Source organism: Anabaena sp. 4-3, assembly GCF_001597745.1.
Taxonomy (GTDB): domain Bacteria; phylum Cyanobacteriota; class Cyanobacteriia; order Cyanobacteriales; family Nostocaceae; genus Trichormus.
In genome coordinates this window covers 13848-36165 of the sequence record NZ_LUHJ01000042.1, presented here as the reverse complement: position 1 = coordinate 36165, position 22318 = coordinate 13848, and the positions used below count along the sequence as shown (strand labels likewise).

At 39.8% G+C, this 22318-nt stretch carries 19 protein-coding genes; 8 read left to right on the top strand and 11 right to left on the bottom strand.

The window, feature by feature from the left end:
• Positions 1–15 precede the first annotated feature (15 nt).
• Positions 16–960: a homogentisate phytyltransferase gene (locus tag A3775_RS11370; RefSeq protein ID WP_066380023.1), complete on the bottom strand. Its 945-nt coding sequence runs from the start codon at positions 958–960 to the stop codon at positions 16–18.
• A gap of 53 nt (positions 961–1013) precedes the next feature.
• Positions 1014–1868, bottom strand: coding sequence for a methyltransferase domain-containing protein (locus A3775_RS11365; RefSeq protein ID WP_066380024.1), 855 nt, complete (start codon positions 1866–1868; stop codon positions 1014–1016).
• A 203-nt stretch (positions 1869–2071) separates the two neighbouring features.
• On the opposite strand from A3775_RS11365, the gene A3775_RS11360 reads away from it, so the two are divergent.
• Positions 2072–3406 carry a TrkH family potassium uptake protein gene (locus A3775_RS11360; RefSeq protein WP_066424994.1) on the top strand — a complete coding sequence of 445 codons (1335 nt, stop codon included), beginning with the start codon at positions 2072–2074 and terminating at the stop codon, positions 3404–3406.
• A 187-nt stretch (positions 3407–3593) separates the two neighbouring features.
• A complete protein-coding gene (locus A3775_RS11355; protein WP_066380026.1) occupies positions 3594–4289 on the top strand; it encodes a TrkA family potassium uptake protein in 696 nt (231 codons plus the stop codon).
• A 9-nt stretch (positions 4290–4298) separates the two neighbouring features.
• Here the strand turns inward: A3775_RS11355 and A3775_RS11350 are convergent, their stop codons facing one another.
• Positions 4299–5462, bottom strand: coding sequence for a tetratricopeptide repeat protein (locus A3775_RS11350; protein ID WP_066380028.1), 1164 nt, complete (start codon positions 5460–5462; stop codon positions 4299–4301).
• A 208-nt stretch (positions 5463–5670) separates the two neighbouring features.
• On the bottom strand, positions 5671–6861 hold the full coding sequence (gene queA, locus A3775_RS11345; RefSeq protein ID WP_066424993.1) for a tRNA preQ1(34) S-adenosylmethionine ribosyltransferase-isomerase QueA: 1191 nt from the start codon (positions 6859–6861) through the stop codon (positions 5671–5673).
• Positions 6862–7131: 270 nt separating this feature from the next.
• On the opposite strand from queA, the gene A3775_RS11335 reads away from it, so the two are divergent.
• Complete coding sequence (locus tag A3775_RS11335; RefSeq protein WP_066380032.1) at positions 7132–7521, top strand: hypothetical protein; 390 nt, start codon at positions 7132–7134, stop codon at positions 7519–7521.
• 81 nt (positions 7522–7602) lie between these two features.
• Here A3775_RS11335 and A3775_RS11330 read toward each other — a convergent pair whose 3' ends face one another.
• Entirely contained in the window at positions 7603–8061 is a 459-nt protein-coding gene (locus tag A3775_RS11330) for a YraN family protein (protein ID WP_066380034.1), read from the bottom strand.
• Positions 8062–8075: 14 nt separating this feature from the next.
• On the opposite strand from A3775_RS11330, the gene A3775_RS11325 reads away from it, so the two are divergent.
• A complete protein-coding gene (locus A3775_RS11325; protein ID WP_066380037.1) occupies positions 8076–8651 on the top strand; it encodes a pentapeptide repeat-containing protein in 576 nt (191 codons plus the stop codon).
• Positions 8652–8965: 314 nt separating this feature from the next.
• On the opposite strand, the gene A3775_RS11320 is transcribed toward A3775_RS11325, so the two are convergent.
• The 5 genes from A3775_RS11320 to A3775_RS11300 form a co-directional block, all read right to left on the bottom strand.
• On the bottom strand, positions 8966–10312 hold the full coding sequence (locus A3775_RS11320) for a TMEM143 family protein (RefSeq protein WP_066424988.1): 1347 nt from the start codon (positions 10310–10312) through the stop codon (positions 8966–8968).
• A 72-nt stretch (positions 10313–10384) separates the two neighbouring features.
• Positions 10385–12553 carry a DEAD/DEAH box helicase gene (locus tag A3775_RS11315; protein ID WP_066424983.1) on the bottom strand — a complete coding sequence of 723 codons (2169 nt, stop codon included), beginning with the start codon at positions 12551–12553 and terminating at the stop codon, positions 10385–10387.
• 95 nt (positions 12554–12648) lie between these two features.
• Positions 12649–13977 carry an ATP-binding protein gene (locus A3775_RS11310; RefSeq protein WP_066380040.1) on the bottom strand — a complete coding sequence of 443 codons (1329 nt, stop codon included), beginning with the start codon at positions 13975–13977 and terminating at the stop codon, positions 12649–12651.
• A 75-nt stretch (positions 13978–14052) separates the two neighbouring features.
• The gene (locus tag A3775_RS11305) at positions 14053–15351 is read right to left on the bottom strand and encodes a tellurite resistance TerB C-terminal domain-containing protein (protein WP_066380041.1); all 1299 of its coding nucleotides are present in this window, start codon (positions 15349–15351) and stop codon (positions 14053–14055) included.
• Positions 15352–15490: 139 nt separating this feature from the next.
• Complete coding sequence (locus A3775_RS11300; protein WP_066424981.1) at positions 15491–16843, bottom strand: ATP-binding protein; 1353 nt, start codon at positions 16841–16843, stop codon at positions 15491–15493.
• Positions 16844–16925: 82 nt separating this feature from the next.
• On the opposite strand from A3775_RS11300, the gene A3775_RS11295 reads away from it, so the two are divergent.
• Complete coding sequence (locus A3775_RS11295; RefSeq protein WP_066380043.1) at positions 16926–17246, top strand: TMEM14 family protein; 321 nt, start codon at positions 16926–16928, stop codon at positions 17244–17246.
• Positions 17247–18121: 875 nt separating this feature from the next.
• On the opposite strand, the gene A3775_RS11290 is transcribed toward A3775_RS11295, so the two are convergent.
• Positions 18122–18400, bottom strand: coding sequence for a hypothetical protein (locus tag A3775_RS11290; RefSeq protein WP_066380044.1), 279 nt, complete (start codon positions 18398–18400; stop codon positions 18122–18124).
• Between the two features lie 98 nt (positions 18401–18498).
• Here A3775_RS11290 and A3775_RS11285 point away from each other — a divergent pair, with 98 nt between their 5' ends.
• From A3775_RS11285 to A3775_RS11275, 3 genes are all read left to right on the top strand, one after another.
• Positions 18499–19737, top strand: a complete 1239-nt coding sequence (locus A3775_RS11285) for a phosphotransferase family protein (protein WP_066380046.1) — start codon at positions 18499–18501, stop codon at positions 19735–19737.
• 169 nt (positions 19738–19906) lie between these two features.
• On the top strand, positions 19907–20971 hold the full coding sequence (locus A3775_RS11280; protein WP_369815989.1) for a T3SS effector HopA1 family protein: 1065 nt from the start codon (positions 19907–19909) through the stop codon (positions 20969–20971).
• 89 nt (positions 20972–21060) lie between these two features.
• Positions 21061–21507 (top strand): thioesterase family protein, encoded by a 447-nt coding sequence (locus A3775_RS11275; RefSeq protein WP_066424979.1) that lies wholly within the window; start codon positions 21061–21063, stop codon positions 21505–21507.
• Positions 21508–22318 lie beyond the last annotated feature (811 nt).

Genomic DNA, 22318 nt, shown 5'->3' with positions numbered 1-22318 from the left:
TGTGGTTATCGAGGCTCATGCCAAAAGACAGGCGAGGGGAAACAGTAAATATTCTAGGAAAAATAACTTCCAGATGAATTGATAAAATTGAGCGATCGCCTGCTTATCTTGTAAGTCTACCGCCAAACTCCGCACCCACAGCCAACACAATACTACTAAATGAGAAATTATTAAAAATTCTGGGTTAATTGACTCTACTCGCAACACCCCTACTATCACTATACCTAAATAGCAAATCGTGAGTACCCACATAGCTAGATTAAAGACGGCTTGTGTACCTAGTTGAATAGTGAAAGTCGTAATATTGTATTGGCGATCGCCTTCCAAATCGGGGATATCTTTAAAGATGGCGATCGCAAAGGTAAATACCAAAATAAATATAGTTAAAACCCATACCGCCCAAGGAATTACTATCTCGTTTTTCAATATCCAACTAAAGTGCAAATACAACCCCAAATTAACAATTGTTCCCCGCACTGAGAAAATACACAATGCTGCCCAAAAGGGAAACCGCTTTAAGCGAATGGGAGGTAAAGAATAAGCTGTACCAATAGCCAGACTTAACGCTACCATGCCAAACAAATAAGGGCCATTGAGCAATGCTAAGACTAAAGCTAAAATGCCAGTCATAATCACAATCAATTGCCCTTGTTTGCGGGTAAATTCTCCTGATGCGAGTGGTAAATGAGGTTTATTAATTTTGTCAATATCAATATCTTCGAGTTGATTCAGCCCCACAATATAAACATTGCCACATAAACAAGCAACCCATGCACCTAACACTGATAAGAGTTGCGTCACAGCAAAATCTTGAGAACCAACCGCCAAAGCAACTAAATATAAACCAAATACGCTCAGAGATGTGCCAATAATTGTATGTGGGCGGGAAAATTTCCACAAAGCATAGAGCCAGTTACCCTGCAAACTAGCAGACTTTTGTCCAGAAAATTGTTTAGTCATAATTGGGGAATCGGGAATGGGGAATCGGGAATGGGGATGGAAAATTTGTTGTACTAGCCTGTTACCTCCTTATTTCCACACAGCAACCCAAACTTAATTAACCCACGTTCATAACCGCGACGCATCAAACCGAGTGATAATGCTCCTTGAATGGTAGTCCAACCAGCACGTAGTAACCCAAAAAAGGCTTGAGGAGTGAATGCGGAATCAATGACTACATTCCAAAATGGGGCGACAGCAGTAGACCAGTCAGCAGTGCGGATATTGTTTAATGGTAGTTGACGAGCGATCGCTTCATACTCCGGCAAAGAAATCACATAGGGTAAACAATAAACTCGATAAATATCCTCCAAGTGCTTTTGTTCGTCGGCACTCAGGGGTAAATTATCAGTAGGACGATGACACCAAGTCACCATAATCAAAGTACCACCGGGCTTTAACACTCGGTAGCACTCTTGCATAAACTTGGTTTTATCTGGCATGTGTTCACCACTTTCCAGTGACCAAACCAAGTCAAAAGTATTATCATCGAAAGGCATGGCTTGAGCATCTGCCACTAGAAACTGACTTGTGTCACTCAAATGTGCTTCTTTGGCGCGTTCTGTGGCTCTAGCGGCTTGTACTGGGCTTAAAGTTATCCCAGTTGCTTGAGCGTGAAACTTGGCGGCTAAATAAAGAGAACTACCGCCGATACCACAGCCGACATCTAAAATGTTTTCTGCTGTTTCTACCCCCGCCCAACTCAGGAGTTCTTCAATTAAATCAATTTGCGCTTGACGACGGTCTTTTTTTTCCGTACCATCCACACCGTAGTAGCCGTGGTGCATGTGTTCGCCCCAAATCTCTTCCCACAGCCCAGAGGAAGTATCGTAAAATTGCTGAATTCGCTGGTAAAGTGTTGCACTCATGGACAAAGTAGTGTAAAGACAAAGCAGAATTTAAAAAAACATATTCGTAGGCTACCATGTGTGTTTTTAATTAAATAAGAAAGTTTTGATTTCCTGGGGGGGGTAAACCTGACAAAACCTTCCAGGAAAAATTTATCAAGTTCCTGTCTGACTTGACACAGCAGCAAGTACCAGGTTAGACGATTTTGAATTTTGAATTTTTTATGACTGTTTCGCGCACAATTTGTTTAGGATTTCTGACGCTCATCGCTATCGGAACTATATTACTGATGATGCCGTTCTCTACCAGTGATGGTACCTGGAATGATCCAGTGGTGGCATTATTTACATCAACATCCGCAGTTTGTGTTACGGGTTTAGCAGTAGTTGATACTGGTACTTATTTTTCTTTCTGGGGGCAGTTGTTTATTTTGATGTTGGCTCAAATTGGCGGATTGGGCTACATGACGACGACAACTTTTTTAATTTTGTTGATAGGACGTAGGTTTGATTTACGCCAAAAAGTGGCTATTCAACAAGCTTTAGACCGTCCAGGGATGAGTGGTAGCACTCAAGTTATCCGCTCGATTATTGCCACAACTCTGATTTTTGAGATTACAGGCATATTTTTATTAATGCCAGCTTTTGTGTCTGATTATGGATGGAATCAGGGAATATGGTTGGCAATTTTTCATAGTATTAGTGCTTGGAATAATGCCGGTTTTAGCTTGTTTCAAGATAGTTTAATTAGATATCAGTCATCTTGGTTAGTGGTGTTGACAATCACTTTTTTAATTATTGCTGGAGGCATTGGATATCAGGTAATTTTAGAAATGTATCTTTGGTGCCGCGATCGCCTGTTAAAAAAAAATACCAATTTAGTGTTTTCCCTAGATTTTAAAGTAGCAACCAGTACAACATTAATTTTATTATTTTTAGGCACAATTGCCTATTGGAGTATTGAGATTAAAAACCCGGAAACTTTCGCTGTATCTGGTTTCAACGGTCAAATATTACTTGCCTGGTTTCAATCAGTCACTACCAGAACGGCGGGTTTTAACAGTATCGATATCGCTAAAATGACAAATGCTGGGTTATTTCTGACAATAGCCTTCATGTTTATTGGTGCCAGTCCTGGCGGCACAGGAGGCGGGATAAAAACCACCACATTAAGAGTGCTTACCAGTTGTACTAAATCAATTCTTCAAGGTAAAGAAGAAGTTTTATTATATGAGCGCAAAATAGCAATATCTTTAATTTTGAAAGCGGTTGGTGTTTTAGTTGGTTCTGTAGCCACCGTCATGTTAGCCACTATTTTGATAGCTCTGACAGATCCAAAACTAGACTTTTTACAAATCTTGTTTGAAGCGGTTTCAGCATTTGCTACAGTCGGACTTTCCACAGGGATTACAGGTAGCGTAACAACAGCAGCCAAAATCATCTTAATTATCACCATGTATGTAGGTAGAGTTGGGGTTTTACTGCTGATGGCGGCTATACTGGGTGATCCTCGCCCTACCAGAGTTCACTATCCAGAGGAAAACTTACTTGTAGGATAGTTACTGGAGATGAGGGAGTGGGGGAGATGAGGGAGTGGGGGAGATGAGGGAGTGGGGGGAGGAAAACTAATGACTAATAACTACTGATAAAATGTAAATGATTCCACGCAAACATCAAACGTGATAATTAGTTGAGACTAACGGCTGCTTGCTCTAGATACAGGGAGTAATAATAAGGATTACAAATGTGAATCTTGCATCATTAGGATTTTTCCGCAGTTTACGTAGAGATAACCACCAATTTGCAGTGATTGGTTTAGGTCGTTTTGGCCGTTCTGTATGTTCAACACTGCATCAACTAGGCTATCAAGTGTTAGCTACAGATATTGATGAAAAACGCGTATCAGCAGCCTTAACTGAAAAGATAGTTGGTCATGCTTTACAATTAGACTCTACTGAACCAGCTGCCCTGAAAGAAGCCGGAATTTATGAATTTGATACGGTAATTATTGCCATTGGCAACTACATTCAAGAAAGTATTATTACAACGTTAAATGTCAAAGAAGGTGGTGTACCTCACGTCGTTGCTAAAGCTTCTAGTGAGGTACACCATAAACTGCTGAAGCGTGTAGGAGCCGATCACGTTGTTTTCCCTGAATACGAAGCGGGCTGTGCTTTAGCCCGCACACTTACTAAACCATCTATTCTAGATAGATTTGACCTTGATCCAGATAACAGTATTGTGGAAGTAATTGTACCCGATGAATTTCACGGTAAAACTGTGGCAGAACTGCAATTGCGTAACCGCTATGGTTTAAATTTGTTAGCTGTGAGTCATGATGGCAAATTTCAAATTAATCCTGATCCCTACAAACGTTTAGAACGTGGTTCAGCAATGGTGGTAATTGGGCGTAATAAAGATATTAATCGCTTGCCAATATAGCTGCGGTTGCTAGTTATCTTTTTCGTTATTGTCAGTTTGACTGGGGATAGAACTAGGAAAGGCTGGTTCAAGCTGCTGCTTTTCTACAGTGACTGGTATCTCAATAGTAGGGGCTATTGTGTCCACAACCGTAACATTATCAGTAGGTTTGGGAGTTTGGTTAGCAGTAGATGCTTGCTGTTGATGAAGTTTTTTTGCGGCAATTTGTTGATCAATTTGCTGCATTAGTTGTTCAGCTTTCTGTGCTTGCTCTAGATTACCTTGCTCCCGATAATGTTTATGAGCGCGTTTTAATGCAGCACTGGCTGTTTTTAGGTTGCCTTGGTTGTATAGAGTCACGCCCAAATTATAGTAAGCTGAGGCATTTTTGGGATTTTGGCGAATAGCTTGCATATAAACTGCAATAGCTTCAGTAGTTTGTCCTTGAAGTACCATAAGACTGGCCAAATTACTGTAAGCTTCGGCGTTTTGGGGTTCTAATTTAATTACTTGCTGATAAGTGGCGATCGCCTCTGGCATTTTTCCCGATTCTTGTAGAGCGATCGCCAAGTTATAATGAGCGTTGGCGTTGCTACTATCAAACTCAATCGCTTTTTCATAAGCTGCGATCGCTTCTGGTAGTTGTCCCTGTTCGTAGAGTGCCAAACCCAAATTATAATGGGTATCCGCCTTTGTCGGCTCTAAGACCAAAGCTTGACGGTAAGCTGTAATAGCCGCTTCTTTTTGTCCTTGGCGTTGCAATGCTAACCCTAAATTGTAATAAGCTTCACCCAAATTAGGGTTAATTCTAATCGCCTCCCCATATTCCTGCACCGCCACATCTAGACGGTTTTGCATCAGGAAAATATTACCCAGGTAATATCTAGCCATGCCTATATTTGCATCGCGTTGTAAAGCTTGGCGAAAAGCATATTCTGCACCAGTCCAATCACTACGGTTGTAACGTGTCACCCCCTGTTGGTAAAAACTAGCTGTTTCTAAATCCTGAGAAATGGGAGGTTGTGCCAATACCTGACTTTCTGACAAACTAATCACTGTCGGTGCAGCCAACATCAAAACAGCAGAGGTAGCACAGAGAACCCCAAACTGTGGCTTTTGCCCACGGGAAACGCGATGGCTAGTGATAGGAGACAAACCGCAAAACCACTGTCTAACAAGATGTTGCTTATACATAATTGAATCTCTGTACTCAGGGTTAGATCCTCATAAATCAGAGTACCCAAAAAATCAATTCAAAACTCAAAATGGGGATGGTTGATGGTTGATGGTTGACTGTTGACTGCGAAAGATTTCTACCTTGTCTACCTCATTTGCAATTTTGAATTTTGAATTTTGTACGCCTTTGGCGTTCCCGCAGGGTATTTTGAATTGATTTGTCCCCCTACACCCCTACACCCACAGCTTCGGGCAGAATTAACATGGCATCGCCGAAGGAATAAAAGCGATATCTAGAAGCGATCGCTTGCTGGTATATATTTAATAATCTTTCTCTACCAATCAGCGCACTCACCAACATCAGCAAACTAGAACGGGGTAGGTGAAAATTAGTAATTAAACCTTCTACGACTCGCCACTGGTAGCCAGGATAAATAAATAGGTTGGTTTTCCCGCAAAAAGGCTGTAAATCCTCACAGGCGGCGGCTGCACCTTCTAAAGCACGGACAACCGTTGTTCCCACAGCAATAATCCGCCCCCCGGCTTGTTTAGTAGCGCGGATTTGTTCTACTGTCTCGGCGGGGACTTCAATCCATTCCTCGTGCATTTGGTGGCTGGTTACGTCTTCCACTTCCACAGGGCGAAAAGTTCCCACGCCTACGTGTAGGGTAATAAAAGCTTGATTAATATTGCGATCGCGCAATTTTTCTAATAACTCTGGAGTAAAGTGTAACCCAGCAGTAGGAGCTGCGATCGCTCCCGGTTGTTCAGCATACACTGTCTGATACTGTTCGTCAGCCGCCTGAGATGCCGTAATGTAAGGAGGTAGCGGTATTTCGCCGAATTTATCTAAAATCTGTACTAAAGATTGAGTCTCCGGCAAATCAAATTGCAGCAACCGCCCGCCTGTCGCCTTATCCGTTTCCATAACAGTCGCAGTTAACAAGGGACTCTTGACTGGGGACTGGGGACTAGGGACTGGGGAAAAACCTAATTTTCCGGCTTCAAAAAAGATTTTACTGCCTTTTTTAAACCGTTTTCCCGGCTTAACTAAAGCTAACCAACAATTATGTTGGCGTTCTTCTAATAGTAAAATTTCCACCTCAGCACCAGTTGATTTTCGCCCATACAGCCGTGCTGGAATCACTTTTGTATTATTCATGATTAACAAATCACCAGGGCGAAGAATATCTGGTAAATCACGAAAAATGTGATGTAATGGATCTGAGTCCTTGCCTGTAGTTTGGGAATCTACCACCAACAAGCGAGAACTATCTCTGGGAACCACTGGATTTTGAGCAATCAATTCTGGCGGTAGTTCATAATCATACCCAGCTAATGAACAATCTAAATTTGTATCGGGTGTTGCTTGATCAGACATCGGATTGTGATTAACTTGTGATAGTTGCTGTTCCATTAAGATTCCTCTTCCCTAGTAAGCGTTCAGTGCTAAGTGCGTCATCGATGCACAGGATTTTCCCCCACATCCCCCACATCCCCCACATCCCCCACATCCCCCTCATCTCCCCTGCCTTGCCTAGATTACAAAAATACTTAACATTTAAACAAGAATATGAAAATTGGGTAAAACTCCCCATACTAAAACGGGGGCTTCTACCCTACCAAGAATCGGGATTAATTGAGGAAGATATAAATGTAGGATTGGCTTTGATCCCAAGCACCAAACATGGAATACTTGTATTATCTGGCAAATGCCAGTTTAACTCTGAGGGTCGTTCAATACCTGCACGGTAGACCCCAAATACCTGTTTCTTTCGTCACCGTGATTCATCAAATTGATGGTTGGGTGGTTCGGATCAAACTTAAAGGCCACTTCTCGCCCCAAGAGGATGGTGATTTTCGAGCTTTTCTCAATGAACTGGGGATTAGCTACGAGCCACCCATGCGAGTGCAAATGGCACTTTGGAGTTTGGAAGCAGGACAGTCGGCTGTAGATGTAATGCGCCGCTATCAAGTAGCCATTGTATCTCACGGTAGCCCAGAACGAGAGGAAATAGAGGCTTTCCGGCAACAGTTTGTCCGGGGGTTGGGTTACTGTCCAGAAACTCTCGCCTAAAAGTCAGCATATTCAACGATACTACATACAAATTGGTAATTGGTTACTGATAATCAACTAATTACCAATCACCAATCACCTCTAATCAATGACAGCATCAAAAGCGGCGGGAATATATTCCTGTAGCTGAAATATGTAATCTTGTGTTGATGAGCTAGCCAAGGCTGGTTGTAAGTCTATAACTTGGCGGTGCTGAGAAATTTTCAGACAACAAACAATAGCAACATCAAAGCGACAAGAGTAATTGGCTTTTTCGGGGTATGTTGCTAAAAATAAGCCAGCAGTTCGCCCAATTTTGGCTTGCTTTTTCAGGGTAATTGCACTTTTACCCCAAGTATCCCAATTTCCAGAACTACGGGTTTTAACTTCCACAAAAGCCAGTGTCGAGTCTGGAGATTGAGCAATAATATCAATTTCTCCCCAACGGCAGGAATAGCGGCGTTGTAGAATTAACCAACCTGTAGATTGTAACCATTGGGTTACGAGTTCTTCTCCAAAGTGACCAATATCGAGATAATGTGATGGAGGAGGATTCGCCATTGGCTAAAAAGAGCATGAATTCTAAGTTAAGCGATCGCGTGTTAGCTGCCATACTCGACTCAACCACAACGCTATTCGGGTTAAAGCGTCAAACATCTCATCGAATCTGGGTAAACATACTCAGTATATTACTCTGGGGAATCTTGGGCATCACCACAATTGTCGGTTTTGCACCCACAGCATTCGCACTTGATTACAACAAAGAAATTTTAATCGAGGCTGACTTTTCAGGACGTGATTTAACAGACTCCAGTTTTACTAAAGCTAATCTGCGTCAAAGTAACTTTAGTAACTCCAATTTACAGGGAGTCAGTTTCTTTGCTGCCAATTTAGAATCAGCCAATTTGCAAGCAGCAAACCTCAGCTATGCTACTTTAGACTCAGCCCGTCTCATCAAAGCCGACTTGACAAATGCAGTCTTAGAAGGCGCATTTGCTGCTAACGCCAAATTTGACGGCGCAATTATCGACGGCGCAGATTTTACTGATGTATTATTACGTCCAGATGAACAAAATAAATTATGCAAGGTAGCCAAAGGAACAAACCCCTCCACCGGGCGCGACACCCGCGACACCTTGTATTGTCCTTAACATCTCCCCCACACCAACTAACTGTAGGGTGTGTTACGGCTACGACAATATTTGAACCTTCACGAGAAGATTCATCAGCCGTAACGCACCACCTGAACGATAAACATAATTGTAGTAGCGTGGCAAAGCTAAAATGATGCACAAATATAGTTCTTGTGGTGCGGGCTTCTAGCCTGCACCAGACGGGCTAGAGAGCTGATCCCACAAGAGAGTTTTAATGCAACATTTAAGGCTTGCCAAGCTAGTAGGGTGTGTTACAGCTACGACAATATTTAAGCCTTCACAGTTTCAGCAAATTACCCCTTACCTATAGTCTACAAAATTATCCCGTTAAATTGAAAGGCATTATCCCAAACATAATCAATCACTGCTTTAGCATCATCCAAGGGGAGAACTTGACACATACCCTGGCGATTATATGTGAGTAAAGGGATTATTGATACATTGTCTGTTGTTTCGCGATTTTTTTGAACTACTTGGCCACGAATATCTTCTAAATTACTTAGAGGCCCTTGAATATCAAAATTAATCTTTATCCCTAGTTTATTCTCCATCCAAGTTTCGATGCGAGAATCTAATTGTTGAGGCGTTAATGGAGTGGGGCTGGTAAGTAAGTGATAGTATGCCAGAATAATTTCCTTACATTCTTCTTCTTCTGCCAATTCAATAAACATTTGAAAAACACTAGCATTGTTAGCTAAATTTTTGAAAAATAGCGTATCAGTCACAATTTTTTGGAATTTTATTTTTTTATTTTTGTAATTATTATATTGCTTAAAAGCAAATCCACCCAAAGTAATTCCTAATGATAAACTTGCCACCAAAACGGGCATGAAATTTCTGACCTTATCCAACTCTACATTTAATGATTCAATCAGAAACGACAAATTTAATACTAGCAAAATAGCAGCTACCAGCAATAATAAATTCGGCAATGTTCTTAATATCAAAGGAATGGCTGCACCAATAGCAGGAATTCCAAATAGTAAGCGGTCTTTCCATGTCATACTCGTTTCCACATTGGGAAAGAGTAAGTCAACATCTAATTTAGGAATATTTTTGTAGAAGTAGACATACATCTTACCAGGAATGAATTTCAACTCTTGGATGTTGACCTTATTGGCACGAAAGTAAGCAGCTTCTTTGAACTTGACTAATAAAACAATCCGTTCAAAAATATCAATTTTCTTTTCTTGTCGCCAAAATAATAACTTTTTTACCGAAATTTTTTTATAACTATCACCACGGTAATAACAAAGAAAGCGGTCAAAATCATCAAAATTTACTTGAGTTTTCAAATCAATGAGGGATTTGGTGGACAGTGCTTGTTTAACAACAGATTCAGGCAAAGGAACATAATTTGCTCTTTCGACAATATGCTCAAAGGCATTAACTATATTCAACTCCATCTCATCATATTGCTCAAATGTTGGTGGAGTTATTGGTTGAATATCTGCATTGGGGTTAAAAGGTACGTAGTTATCTTTGATAATTTCTAAAGTTTTGTGGAAGCGAAAGTGATAGTATGCCGTGAGGATTTGGCAGAAATCTTGAAATTTTTGGGCATCAGCCCCATTTAGCCGACCATCTTGCAAGCAAAGTTTAATAATATCGCTGCGAGTATAGGGAATGAACGCTTCTCGATTTTCGTAAACAGCCATGTTCAAAGATAATTGGAATCTAATGACGCTGATTGAGAATAGTGCAAAATATAACCGCACCCTACAAATATACTACCACCTTGAAACCTGCTGTCGTAATTCTTCCATATCTAAATAATCATCAACAAAAGCCTTTCTTAACAATGGATGAGGAATAAACTCATCATATTTTTGTATCTCTGGAGCTTCCGCAGAACTCACTAAAGCCTCTGGAATAATTCTTTGCTCACACAAAGAAACAATTTCTTGCTGAACATATTTAAATTTATCTTTCCCTAACTTAATTGTTAAATAATAGGGATTCACGCCCCCAATACTACTAATTTCCAAAGCTTCCCGACAAAATGTATTAATTAATCTTTCTAACGTGCGGTAAGCAACAGTACCCATCCAAGGAAATATACAACACTTACCTTTGTCTAACTGCACAATATTCTGCTTATCTAAACCAGCCTGTTGTACTAACTTCCTCGCTGCTTGTAGACGTTGCCGAGCATTTTTTTGCAAATAGCTATACTCTACATCTTCTAATAAAACTTGCCGCATCCGTTGCAGCACTTTAGTGTGAATAGTACCACTACCACCCCGCCAATAACTCGTAGCTTTACCTTCTACTTGTTTAACTAAAACATTTCTTTTTTTAAAATCAATTTCTAAAACTTCCCAAGTTCTACCAGCTAAAGCAAATTGATTACCCACAGGAGGCGGCACAATAATACTACCAATTTCTGTAGACCCTTGCTTTACCCTATATTCTTGATTGTCAGCAAAGACAGCATAAAATTGAAACTTACCGACAATTTTTTCTCCAGCTATACCGAGAATTAATTTACCATTTTCACCCCGTTGAATATGACCAATATCAATTAAATACCTCAACAGTAATTTATAATCTTCTTGGGTAATAGCAGCAAAAGGTGGCAAACCCAAAACCTGTTTAGCTAACGCTGCCGGTGAAATTTCTCCCACCGCTACTAAGACGCTCATTGTTTGGTGATAAAGTAAACTAAAAGGATATTTAATAGTTTTAATAGGTTCAATCCAACGTGATTCTAGATAAAGTTGAATAATCGCTATACACTGTAAAAGTTGCCAGGGAATTTGCTCTGGTAGCGGTGCTTCTGCCACCAGTTCATCTTCAGCACAAATAAAGCGCATATCAGCCGCCTCACCTCTCCTACCTGCGCGTCCTAAACGTTGTAAAAAACTCGCTACAGATAGAGGTGATTCTAACTGAATCACTCGCTCTAAATGACCGATATCTATCCCTAATTCTAGCGTCAGGGTGGCAGCAGTTACGGCTGGTTGATGCGGTTCGCGCATGGCATTCTCCGCCGCTTGTCGTAAGCTAGTGGAAATACTACCATGATGGACATGATAGATATCTGGTAGGGCTTGTTGTTCAGCAATTTTTCGCAACGATGCTATGATTAATTCAGTTTGAGTGCGGTTATTAGCAAAGATTAAACATTTCCGAGATTTACTCAGATTGAAAATATATTGCTCATAGTCTGTAGATTCTGAATCATCTATATTTTTATCAATAAAAAAGTGTTCTAAGGCTAGTTTAATTTGCCGTTTCCCTGCTTCTACTTGGGGTGTGATTACTGGTTTATCCGTTCCAGCAGCTAACCACGCTTCAGCCATTGAGTAATCACCGAGAGTTGCTGATAAACCAATGCGTCGCGGTTGTGTTTGTGTTAAATTGGCTAAACGCTGTAGTTGACAAATAATCTGAGAACCGCGTTCATTACCCATAAAGGCGTGAATTTCATCAATAATCACAAACCTTAAATCACCAAATAAGTTTAATAGGTGTTGATGTTTGTTGACTAATAAGCTTTCTAGTGATTCTGGGGTAATTTGTAAAATTCCTTGGGGATTTTTTAGCAATTTATTTTTCCGGCTTTGTGCAACATCCCCATGCCAATGATAAACGGGTATATCGGCTGATTTTAGTAAGTCGTTGAGGCGTTCAAATTGGTCGTTAATTAAGGCTTTGATGGGGCTAATATATAATACACCGATGGTTTTGGCTGGGTGGTTATGCAGTAGGGTTAAGACTGGTAAAAATGCGGCTTCTGTTTTTCCGGCGGCTGTGGCTGCGGCTATGAGTAAGTGGGCATCGGTGTCGAATATTACTTGACAAGCAGAGGTTTGGACTGGGCGTAGTTCTGTCCAGTTGTGTTGATAAATGTATTCTTGAATGAAGGGTGCAAGTCTGTTGAAAGCGTTATTCATGTTTTGAAACGCAGAGGGGCGCGGAGGAAACGCGGAGGGGCGCGGAGGTAAGAGTGGAGGTAAGAGTGGAGGTAAGAGTGGAGGAAGGGGTGTTTTTATAGGGTAAATTCGGCGGTGTTATCTTCTTCTAGGTTTGGGTTTTTACCCGCAGTTGTGGGTTGGAATTGGGAGCCATGAATTAGTTGATTAAAGTTAATATTGGGGTTGTGGTGGAGGATGTTTAAAATGCTAATAAAATCTCGGACTATTTCCCCTGGTGTAAGTAATGCTTCTGCACCTAAGCGGTTGACTATTTCTTGTACAAATTCTTGTAAGTCACGATTTGTTATTGTTTTTTCATAGCTGAAATGGCTAGTGTGTATTTCGGTTAAGCGTTGCAATAGGGTGAGGATTTCTGCTTCGCTTAATGGGTTGAGTCGGATAACTGGCCCTAAATATTCTTGTACTTCGGTTTGGGTTGCGAAGCGGCTTTCTTTTGTGCGTCTACGCCACGCTTGATCTGCAAATAGTCCCCGGTGGGGGTCTTCTAAAAATTTGGTTGTGCCACCAATAATAATTCCTAGGTGTTCTGCTTTGCATTGCATGGTGTCGTTAAACATTGCTAGCAGTCTGTTATAGTTTTTTTCGCGGGTGACTGTGGTCGATATTTGATAAAGATTTGCGGCTTCATCTATGAGAATTAACAGACCTTTATAGCCTATTTCGGCGACAAATTTGGCGATGAGTTTAATGTAGTCGTACCAACTATCATCATCAATAATGACTCGCACTCCTAGGGCTGCTTTTGCTGCGATTTTTGTGGTAAATTCTCCCCGTAACCAGCGTAATGCTGCATTTTTTAAGTCATCGTTATCTAGGCGATATCCTCGCCAGTAAGCAGCTATAACTGTACCAAAATCGAATCCATGTACTAGGTCTTCTATGTAGTGTATTACTTCTCTAATTTTGGCTTCTACTTGGTCATCAAAACCTTCGTCGTTAGGACGTAGTTCTGTTTCTTTAACTACTTCTTGTTGGATTTTATTAATCCAGCCTTCTAATATGGAAACTAATGCGCCACCATCAGGTCGTGTTTTTGTGGAAAGGCGACTCATTAATTCTCGATAAGTGGCTAAACCTTCGTTGTTGGTTCCTGCTAGTCTGCGTTCTGAGGATAAATCAGCATCAGCTACAACAAATCCTTGCTCCATCGCCCGGTTACGAATCATTTGCAGCATGAAGCTTTTACCCGCACCATAGTTACCAATTATAAAGCGAAATGCTGCTACACCTTCTGCAATATCATCTAGGTTTTGTAATAGGCTTTTCAGTTCTTTTTCTCGCCCAACTGCTATATGTTCAACTCCTATTCTGGGAACTACTCCTGCACTTAGGGAATTAATTACAGCAGTTGATGTTTTTTTCGAGATTTTGAGCTTGGCCATGTATTTCACTTTACTTGATATCAAATAAGAGGTATATACTTACTTCCTCTTAATTTTACAATGCTGGGGAGGATTTTAATTTGAGGAAGCTTGTTTAGCTATCAAATTTTCATACAAGGCTATCATTTTTCTGACGTTCATTATATACTCTGCATCAATTTCTGGTTTGTCTAAATTTGTGGAAATGATTAATTCACCTATCATATTACTAGCACGTTCATTAATCTCATCAATTAATAGATTGGGCATGGTAATATGAGATTCAGCAATTTTTTTGATAGCTGGATTAGGATTATCTTGCTCTAATATGGCTTTTAAAACTTGCAGTTCATGACCGGGTAATTGTTGAAAAAATCTCTGCCATGTTTCTGGTAAGCTATCAGGTGGAGCAGAGGAATTATTTTCTGTATCTAATGTGGCGAGTAAGTCGGCAAACGGAAATAATTCATTATTTTCTGTTTCTGCTTCGACTGGGGTATTTTCTGGTTGAGGTTCTTGATTAAAGTTTTCTATTTGCTGGAGTAGTTCCCAAACTTGATTTTGCAGTATGTCACGCTCTTGTTGCAAGACGGCAAGTTCATTACGTAACTGCTGTAACTCTGTTTGTTGGGCTGATTTTTGTGTTTGTAAAGCGGTGAGATTTGCTGCTATGCTTTCTTTTTGATATGTTATGTCTATAAGTTGTTGATTTTGCTGGGTTTTGGTTGTTTCTAAGTTTTCAATCTCTAGTCTGAGTTGATACAGTTTTTCTTCGAGTTGCGGTTTAATTCTACCTAGTAGGGTTAAATTGTTCTCTAGTTCTTGTTTTTCTTGTTGCAGTTGATTAATTTGAGTCTGCAACTGATTTATTTCGGCACGCGAGGTGTTAAAATGCAACTCTAACCGGCGTTTCTCTGTGTTGAGGTTAGACAAGGAATTATTGAGTTCTTTGTGATTTTCCTCTACGGTCTGGATTTGAGTTGTTAAAATATTAAGTTCAGTTTCTAGTTGTTTTTTTTGACTGGCAAAGTTACCTAAATCTCGATGTAGACTATCTCTTTGCTTGCGACATTCTAAGATTTGATTTTGCAATTGTTGTGATTCTGCATACAATAAATTACGATGGGCTTCTATTTGCTCGATTTCTCTAACTATCCGAGATTTTAGTCCCTCCATTTCTTTAATACGTTTACGCAGTGAAGTTAAAATTAATAGTTCATGACTTCTCCGCCGCTTATCTACAAATAAAGCGGCTGCATAGGTAGCAACTACGGTAATTACTCCGGTGACGAAGGCTTGATTAAAATCCCATTTGGGGACTAGACTCAGCCCAAAACTTACACTGAAGGCAATGATGCCTAAAATCATTCGATTACTGATTATTACTGATTGCATATCGCTGATTTTTAGCGTTGTTAATTGTTGATAATCAATAGTTGTTCAATTTCTAATACCTCTTATGTTCTTGTTTGTCTCTCCAGTTATAATCTGATGGTAAAATGAACAAAATATGGTGAGAAAGCAATAAATCTTTTTATGATTGAATGTTATTTATATTGTTCTCGGCTGGAAATAATTTTAATTCTGCTTGGAAAAAATCAATAAACTGCCGTGCTGTCCTTCCAGAACGCCCATTATGGCGGGTTGCCCATTGCAAGGCTTGATATTCTAAGTCCTGCTGATCAATGTTAATATCAGTTTGGGATGCCAGATGGTTAACTATTTTTAAATAGGTCTGTTGATCGGCTGGCTCAAAGGTTAATGTTAGACCAAAGCGATCGCTAAACGAAAGCTTCTCTTGCATCGTATCCCAAGCATTGATTTCTTCTTGGTCTTTCGGATTCGGTCGATCAGTAAAAAATTCTCGAATTAAATGGCGACGATTTGATGTAGCATAAACTACAACGTTTTGGGGGCGCGCTGTTAAGTTGCCTTCTAATACCACTTTTAAGGCTTTAAACGCATCATCATCTTCTTCAAAGGATAAGTCATCGACAAAGATGATAAATTTCTGTGGCACTCCCCGCAATTGTTCCACAATTCTGGGTAAATCCCGCAAGTCTGATTTTGTCACTTCTACTAAGCGCAGATGGCGATCGCAATATTCATTTAACAAAGCTTTGACTAAAGAAGATTTACCTGCACCCCGACTACCATATAGTAATACGTGCAGTGCTACCTCACCGGATAATAAAATCTCGGTATTCTTTAACAAGGCTTCTCGCTGTAATTCGTAACCTACGAGTGTACTCAGTTTAACGGGATCTGGGTAAGGGATGCCAATCAATTCACCTCCTTGCCAGCGCAAAGCACGATATTGGGCAAATAAGCCTGTACCAGATTGTCGATAATAATTTGCTAAGTCTTCTACTGCATCTGCCCAGTTATCTAAGTGTGGCAGCGAAAATTTCAATCCTACTGTATCTATGTCCTCTGGTTCTACATACCACACAACTGGAGACACTGGCAAATGAGCTACAGCTTGTACCCACTCACTCAAAATCGCACTGTTGCATTCATAGAGACTTTGCAGTATTTGTAAATCATGTTTGGCGGCGGCGACTAATGCCAGGGGTAAATCTTCAAAGTCTCGCTGTTGGGCAAGTTGACTAAAGGGATTTTCTGCTGTGAAAATTTGATTGATCAGATAGTCTTCCCAATTGTGCTGTCTATTGGCTAAGGCGTGAAAGTAATTGCCATAAGCATGGAGACAACCCCGCGCATCAGCATCAGTATAACGTATGGCTTGCAACAGTTCTAAAAAGGCATTCCCTACGTCGCTGTGCAGAACTGATTGGTAAAGTAAAAGTGATGCTGCTTGACGTTGGAGGAGTTGAATTTGGGCATAGGAGGAAATACTTGCCGTTGCCATCGCTTGAGTATCCATCAATCAATTAGGTAATTTAGCTCAACAGGTTTATTGTCTGCTGGTGTGGGTAGCAAAATCAAAATCAACATAGGGTTTAACCATGAATTTAAGTATAATTGCTGCGATCGCCTATGGTATATTAGCGATTATTGGTGGCATTATTGGCTACTTGCAGGCCAATAGTCAAGTTTCACTCCTCAGTGGGACTGTTAGTGGTTTATTACTCATAGTTGCTGCTTACTTTCAACTCCAAGGACAAACCTGGGCTTTGATTGTAGCAACTTTTGTCACTGCTGTTTTAGTTGTGTTCTTTGCTATGAGATTAGCTAAAACACGCAAGTTTATGCCCGCAGGTTTAATGACTATTTTGGGGATGCTGGCACTGACAGTGATGGTAAATCAACTGGTGAATTTTGGGTAGAGGTGTTTTTCTACATCTCTGCTTGCAGTTTGTAGCCGTTGTCATAGAAAATTATTGCGGCTGCTGACAGTACAGCTTGTACTTTTTCTTGCTTAACCTGATAAAAGCACAGCCCAACAGCCTTAATTAAATAAAGTTTACTTATCTCAGGACAAGAAACTGATCACAGGTAATTAGGGATGAGAATTGAATGCTAGCTTTTAATCCTTCCACGCTGGGGAATGTTTTTTTAGTGACAGAGTGCTTGCAGTTTGGTTAATTAACGTGGTATGTGATTTCACGACGCAGCGTCAATGATTGATTTCTCTTCCGCAAGCAGAACTCTCATTTACCTAAAATATCCGGTTTTCTCACCTGCACGATGATAAATAAAAATAATACCATCAGTCAGATTAATGGCATTGAGATTTCCGAGGTATACCTGTAGCTAAATTTACAATAAATAAATTATGATATTTTTCAGGCGGCTTTGACTGTGGTGTACAGATGCTACATCTCCATCCAAAGTTACGCAAACCCCTGTGTGTGTTTTGACTTCACACTCAAAATTAGATGAGTTGTTATAGATATAGCGTTTTCTGTTGTCTGCTGATCATCCAAAATACTGACTAGCAAAAAAATGCTTTGTCAGTTGGTACATCTATCTTGAGACAGTATTTCATTAAGATATTTTGTTCATCTATGTACCTTGCTCAGTTGGCAAACTCATGATCAACGGCAATTCAAGTGTTATGAGAAAAGCTAGGAGTTATGTTACTTATACTACAATGGTTAAATATAAAGGATGACTATACATGGGTGAATTGACTGGTGATTATTCTTGATAATATAGATGTTAAGTCAGACTGGCTAAGGATTATCCTGTTTTCCTAGGGTTAATTTGCCAGATTATAGCCATACTGGGCTAAATAAGTAGCATTTTTAGCAGAAATAGCTGTTTCATGCTGATGAAAAACACAAAATCTAGGATTAGTCAAGATGAAGCTGTTAACAAAAACTCTCTGATTTTTTTGTAATCCGTAATGAAAACCGTGTAAAGATTTCATAGGGAAGCTATGAGCATTTACAGAAAAAAAACAAGTTGATTTTTGCCATTTTGGCAGGTTTGGAACAGATAAATGAGATATTAATGGATTGGAACCAAAATTATTCATATTCACATACTTGTTGTTATCTACCTAAATTGCTCAAGCGAAAGCAATCTTGAGATTAATTCACTGTCCCGGCAATTTTACCAACTAGGAAATAATCCATGTTATTACCACTGTCTTCTCACAATGTTATCCAGTATCTGCACGCAGCAGGTCTGTGTAGCTTAGAAGATGGCACATCAAATACATTTGAGTTGCCAAAAACTAATCAGAAGAATTGCAATTTAGTGGTGAATGTAGGAGATAATCGTCAACTATTGATTAAACAAGAACGTGGGCATGAAAATCAGGGAATATCCCACGAATTGTTTAATGAGTGGCTGTTTTACCAATTGCTGCAACAGTTTCCAGTTCTAGGTAATATTTCTGCGATCGCTCCCTTAGTGTTACATTTCGATCAGGACAACTCAATTCTTGTGCGTAGCTACCTGGGTGAATATGTAGAACTGGGTAAGTTTTATCAACATAGCGAAATTTTGCCATCGGAAATTGGCACGGCGATAGGTACGACATTAGCCGCATTACACCGTGTAACTTTCCAACGTCAAGAATATCGTGATTTTATGGCGACTGCGCCCGAAGGACAGTTTCGCTATAGCTTTTACAATCCGGCGCAAGGGGTAGATTCCATTAGCCCAGAGATTTTTGCTCAGGTTCCCAGCGAGGCGTTAAAATTTTATCAAACCTATCAAAACTCTGAGAGTTTAGAAGCTGCGATCGCCGACTTAGCCTATGAATGGCATCCCTGCTGCTTAACACACAACGATTTAAAATTAGACAATATATTAATTCATTCACGCTGGAATCAGTTAGATAACTGCTTAGTGCGATTGATTGACTGGGAAGCTTGTGCATGGGGTGATCCAGCTTTTGATTTAGGCACTATCTTAGCTAGCTATTTAAAAATTTGGCTGGCGAGTCTGGTAATCGATCCGACTCTGGAGTTAGAAGAATCTTTACAATTAGCAATTACACCATTAGAAGAAATTCAACCCTCATTAGTGGCGTTGTTACAGGCTTATATTAATGCTTTTCCGATGATTTTAGAGTATCGTCGTGATTTTTTAGTTAGAGTTATGCAGTTTACCGGATTAGCATTAATTCATCAAATACAAGCCCAAATACACCACAGTAAATCCTTTGATAATTCTCATACCTATCAGCTACAATTAGCCAAAAATCTCCTGACAATGCCTGAGCAATCTATTCTGAGTATTTTAGGAATGACTGAGGCAGAAATTGTCAGTTGTGTAGCAAAGCACCATCAAATACCTCAACCCCAAAAAGCACAGAACTTAGTGCCTCTTTATTACGAAAAAACTCGGTTGCGTGGTTGCTAGCAGCAATCACTCAAAACTAGCTGATTCATTCAGATTTGAGTGTATATTCCGCCCAGATTTTGCTGCACTCCGAAGTAACTAAAGGATCAAGATATTTATCTTGTAGGTGGTTTACAGGTATCAATTTTTAACTTTGAATTAATTCATCCTAGATGCTGCTGCGAAAACAATGCTAAATTCCTTGATAGACATTGCCACTAACATCCAGATTGAGCCAAACTTTTGCATCTACCATCCCCATTATCAACCTTTTGCTTTACCACCGAAAGTAGCAGACAGATTTCGCCAAAATTCGACGGCTTTACAACATAAATATCTCAACTTACTGTTACGTAATTTTATTTACGGTATTTATTATAATGGTGCATTACAAAGCAGTTTGGCAGTTGCACATAGTCATGCTAATTATCCAATTCCACAAAATTTAGCCACTAATTCGGTTGTAGATATCGATTGGGGATTTTATCAACAACTGCAAGCTAGTAATCATGGTAGAGGTTATTTTGACCCCAATTGGCAAGTGTTGCGAAAAGAACCAGATGGTAGTATGGCAGTGACTAAAGATGGTTTAACTTTATATATTGAGCCAGATTGCCATCTTCAAACCGGAAAAAAATCCGTCAAAGTCGGGGAATCAGTCGCCATTTGGATGCCTAATAACCGCTTGCAAAATGGTTATTACTTGGCTGTCAGCAATCTGGGGCAAGAACAGCAAGGAAATTTAGATGGTGATTTCGGCGCAGTGAGGATTTATTTTAACTTCAATCCGGCGGGTGCGATCGCTATCATGGATCATCTGACGCAGCAATTAAATGCAGCCGCTATCCCCTTTACATTTCAAGTTCTCTACAATCCTACTGCCTATGAACGCTATGATTCTGGTCTACTCTACTTTGACCGAGAATACTATACAGTAATCCACAAAATTCTACAAGTTATTTATCAAGAAAATCAAACTTATTTTCAGCCAGAAATACCATTATTTACCAAGTATTTAGCACCAGGGTTAGGACTAGCGGAAGAACCTACACAAAAATTAGCTACCCCAGAAAGTTTTGGCATGAATCGTTGCCAAATTCTCGCGAATGCCTTATTAGAAGCTTGGCATACAGGTAAGAATGCCGTAGAAGAAAGAATGAAAGCAATTAAACAACACTTTCAACATCACTCTATTGATTGGCAACGCCCCTACCTCAATCCTACCTCCGAAGACATATACTATCCCTTAAAGTAATCAATTTTGCTTTGAAAATACAGTAAAATTAGTCCAGATAGCAGGTGATCATCCTGCTATTTTTTATTGTTAAATTTTCCTTTTTAGTTATGTCTTTTACTTATCATCGCACTATTCGCTTTCAAGATACTGATGCGGCTGGAGTTGTATATTTTGCTAATATCCTCAGCATTTGTCACGAAGCTTATGAAGAATCTTTAGCAATATCAGGGATAAATATTCAACAATTTTTTACTCATCCAAAAGTGGCTTTTCCCATTGTTCATGCCAGCGTGGATTTTTTCCGCCCAATATTTTGTGGAGACAAGCTATTAATTAGTTTAATACCTCAAAAAATCAGTCTGGAAAAATTGGAAATCACCTACGAAATTTATGCAGATGACGTAATCATTGCGAAAGCTGTTACTAGACACGTTTGTATTGACGCAAGTAGTCGCACTAAGCAAGAATTGCCTGGGGAAATTATCCAATGGTTGGAAGCTAACCGCAAAGAAACAGAAAGTGCAGAAAGAAGAAAAGCCAGAGAGATAAATTAACACACATCTTGCACCTATCTTGCACCAAAATCAAAGATGGGGTTTTTTGAAATATCTGAGGCTGATACCCCAGTCCCCAGCCTCTGAAAACTCTCTGTGTTTTTTCAGGGATAATCCCCTATCAAATCATTGCCAATTTGAACACATCCTTGAGGAAGATGACCTTGAGAAGGAGTAGTTTTAAATTAATCTTGGTGTGTCAAATAACTGCTTTCCAGAAAGGTTTAGCAGTAGCTAAACCTTTTTTTCCACAGGTTAATGCTATTTATGAATATTATGAGGATTATTAATTTTGTCATAACTCATATTTAACCTAAATCTTGTATATACAGCAACTCTCTAGAGAACATCCGGCAGTGCATTACATATCTAAAGATAGATGCACTAAAGCATCACTTTAATTATAATCATCCCTATGGTAAACTCTTGGTATGTATGGGCTTGGCTGATCACCGAGCCTATTTTGTCAAAATTTGTCACACAAAATTCCGCCTTTTTGTAGTAATCTCAGAGCGTGTTGTCAAACTATTGTGATTAATATCAAAGCCTCAAAAATCTTACTATCTTTCTAGAGATAGGGGAACAAGTTTTGGACAGAAGTTAGAATTTAGCCTGTTAATGCCTGAAAAACGTGTGTAAACCCTGGAATTTTAGCCAGGGTCTTCTTTTTGGTATCCTGGAATCAGGAACATACATTATTATTGCGTCATTTCGGATATGAAAACAAATGCACATCTGTGACTGAATTACTCATGATGTGTCAGGGACTATTCATTGGGTTTCGTCAAAATTTGATTGAATATTTAAATTC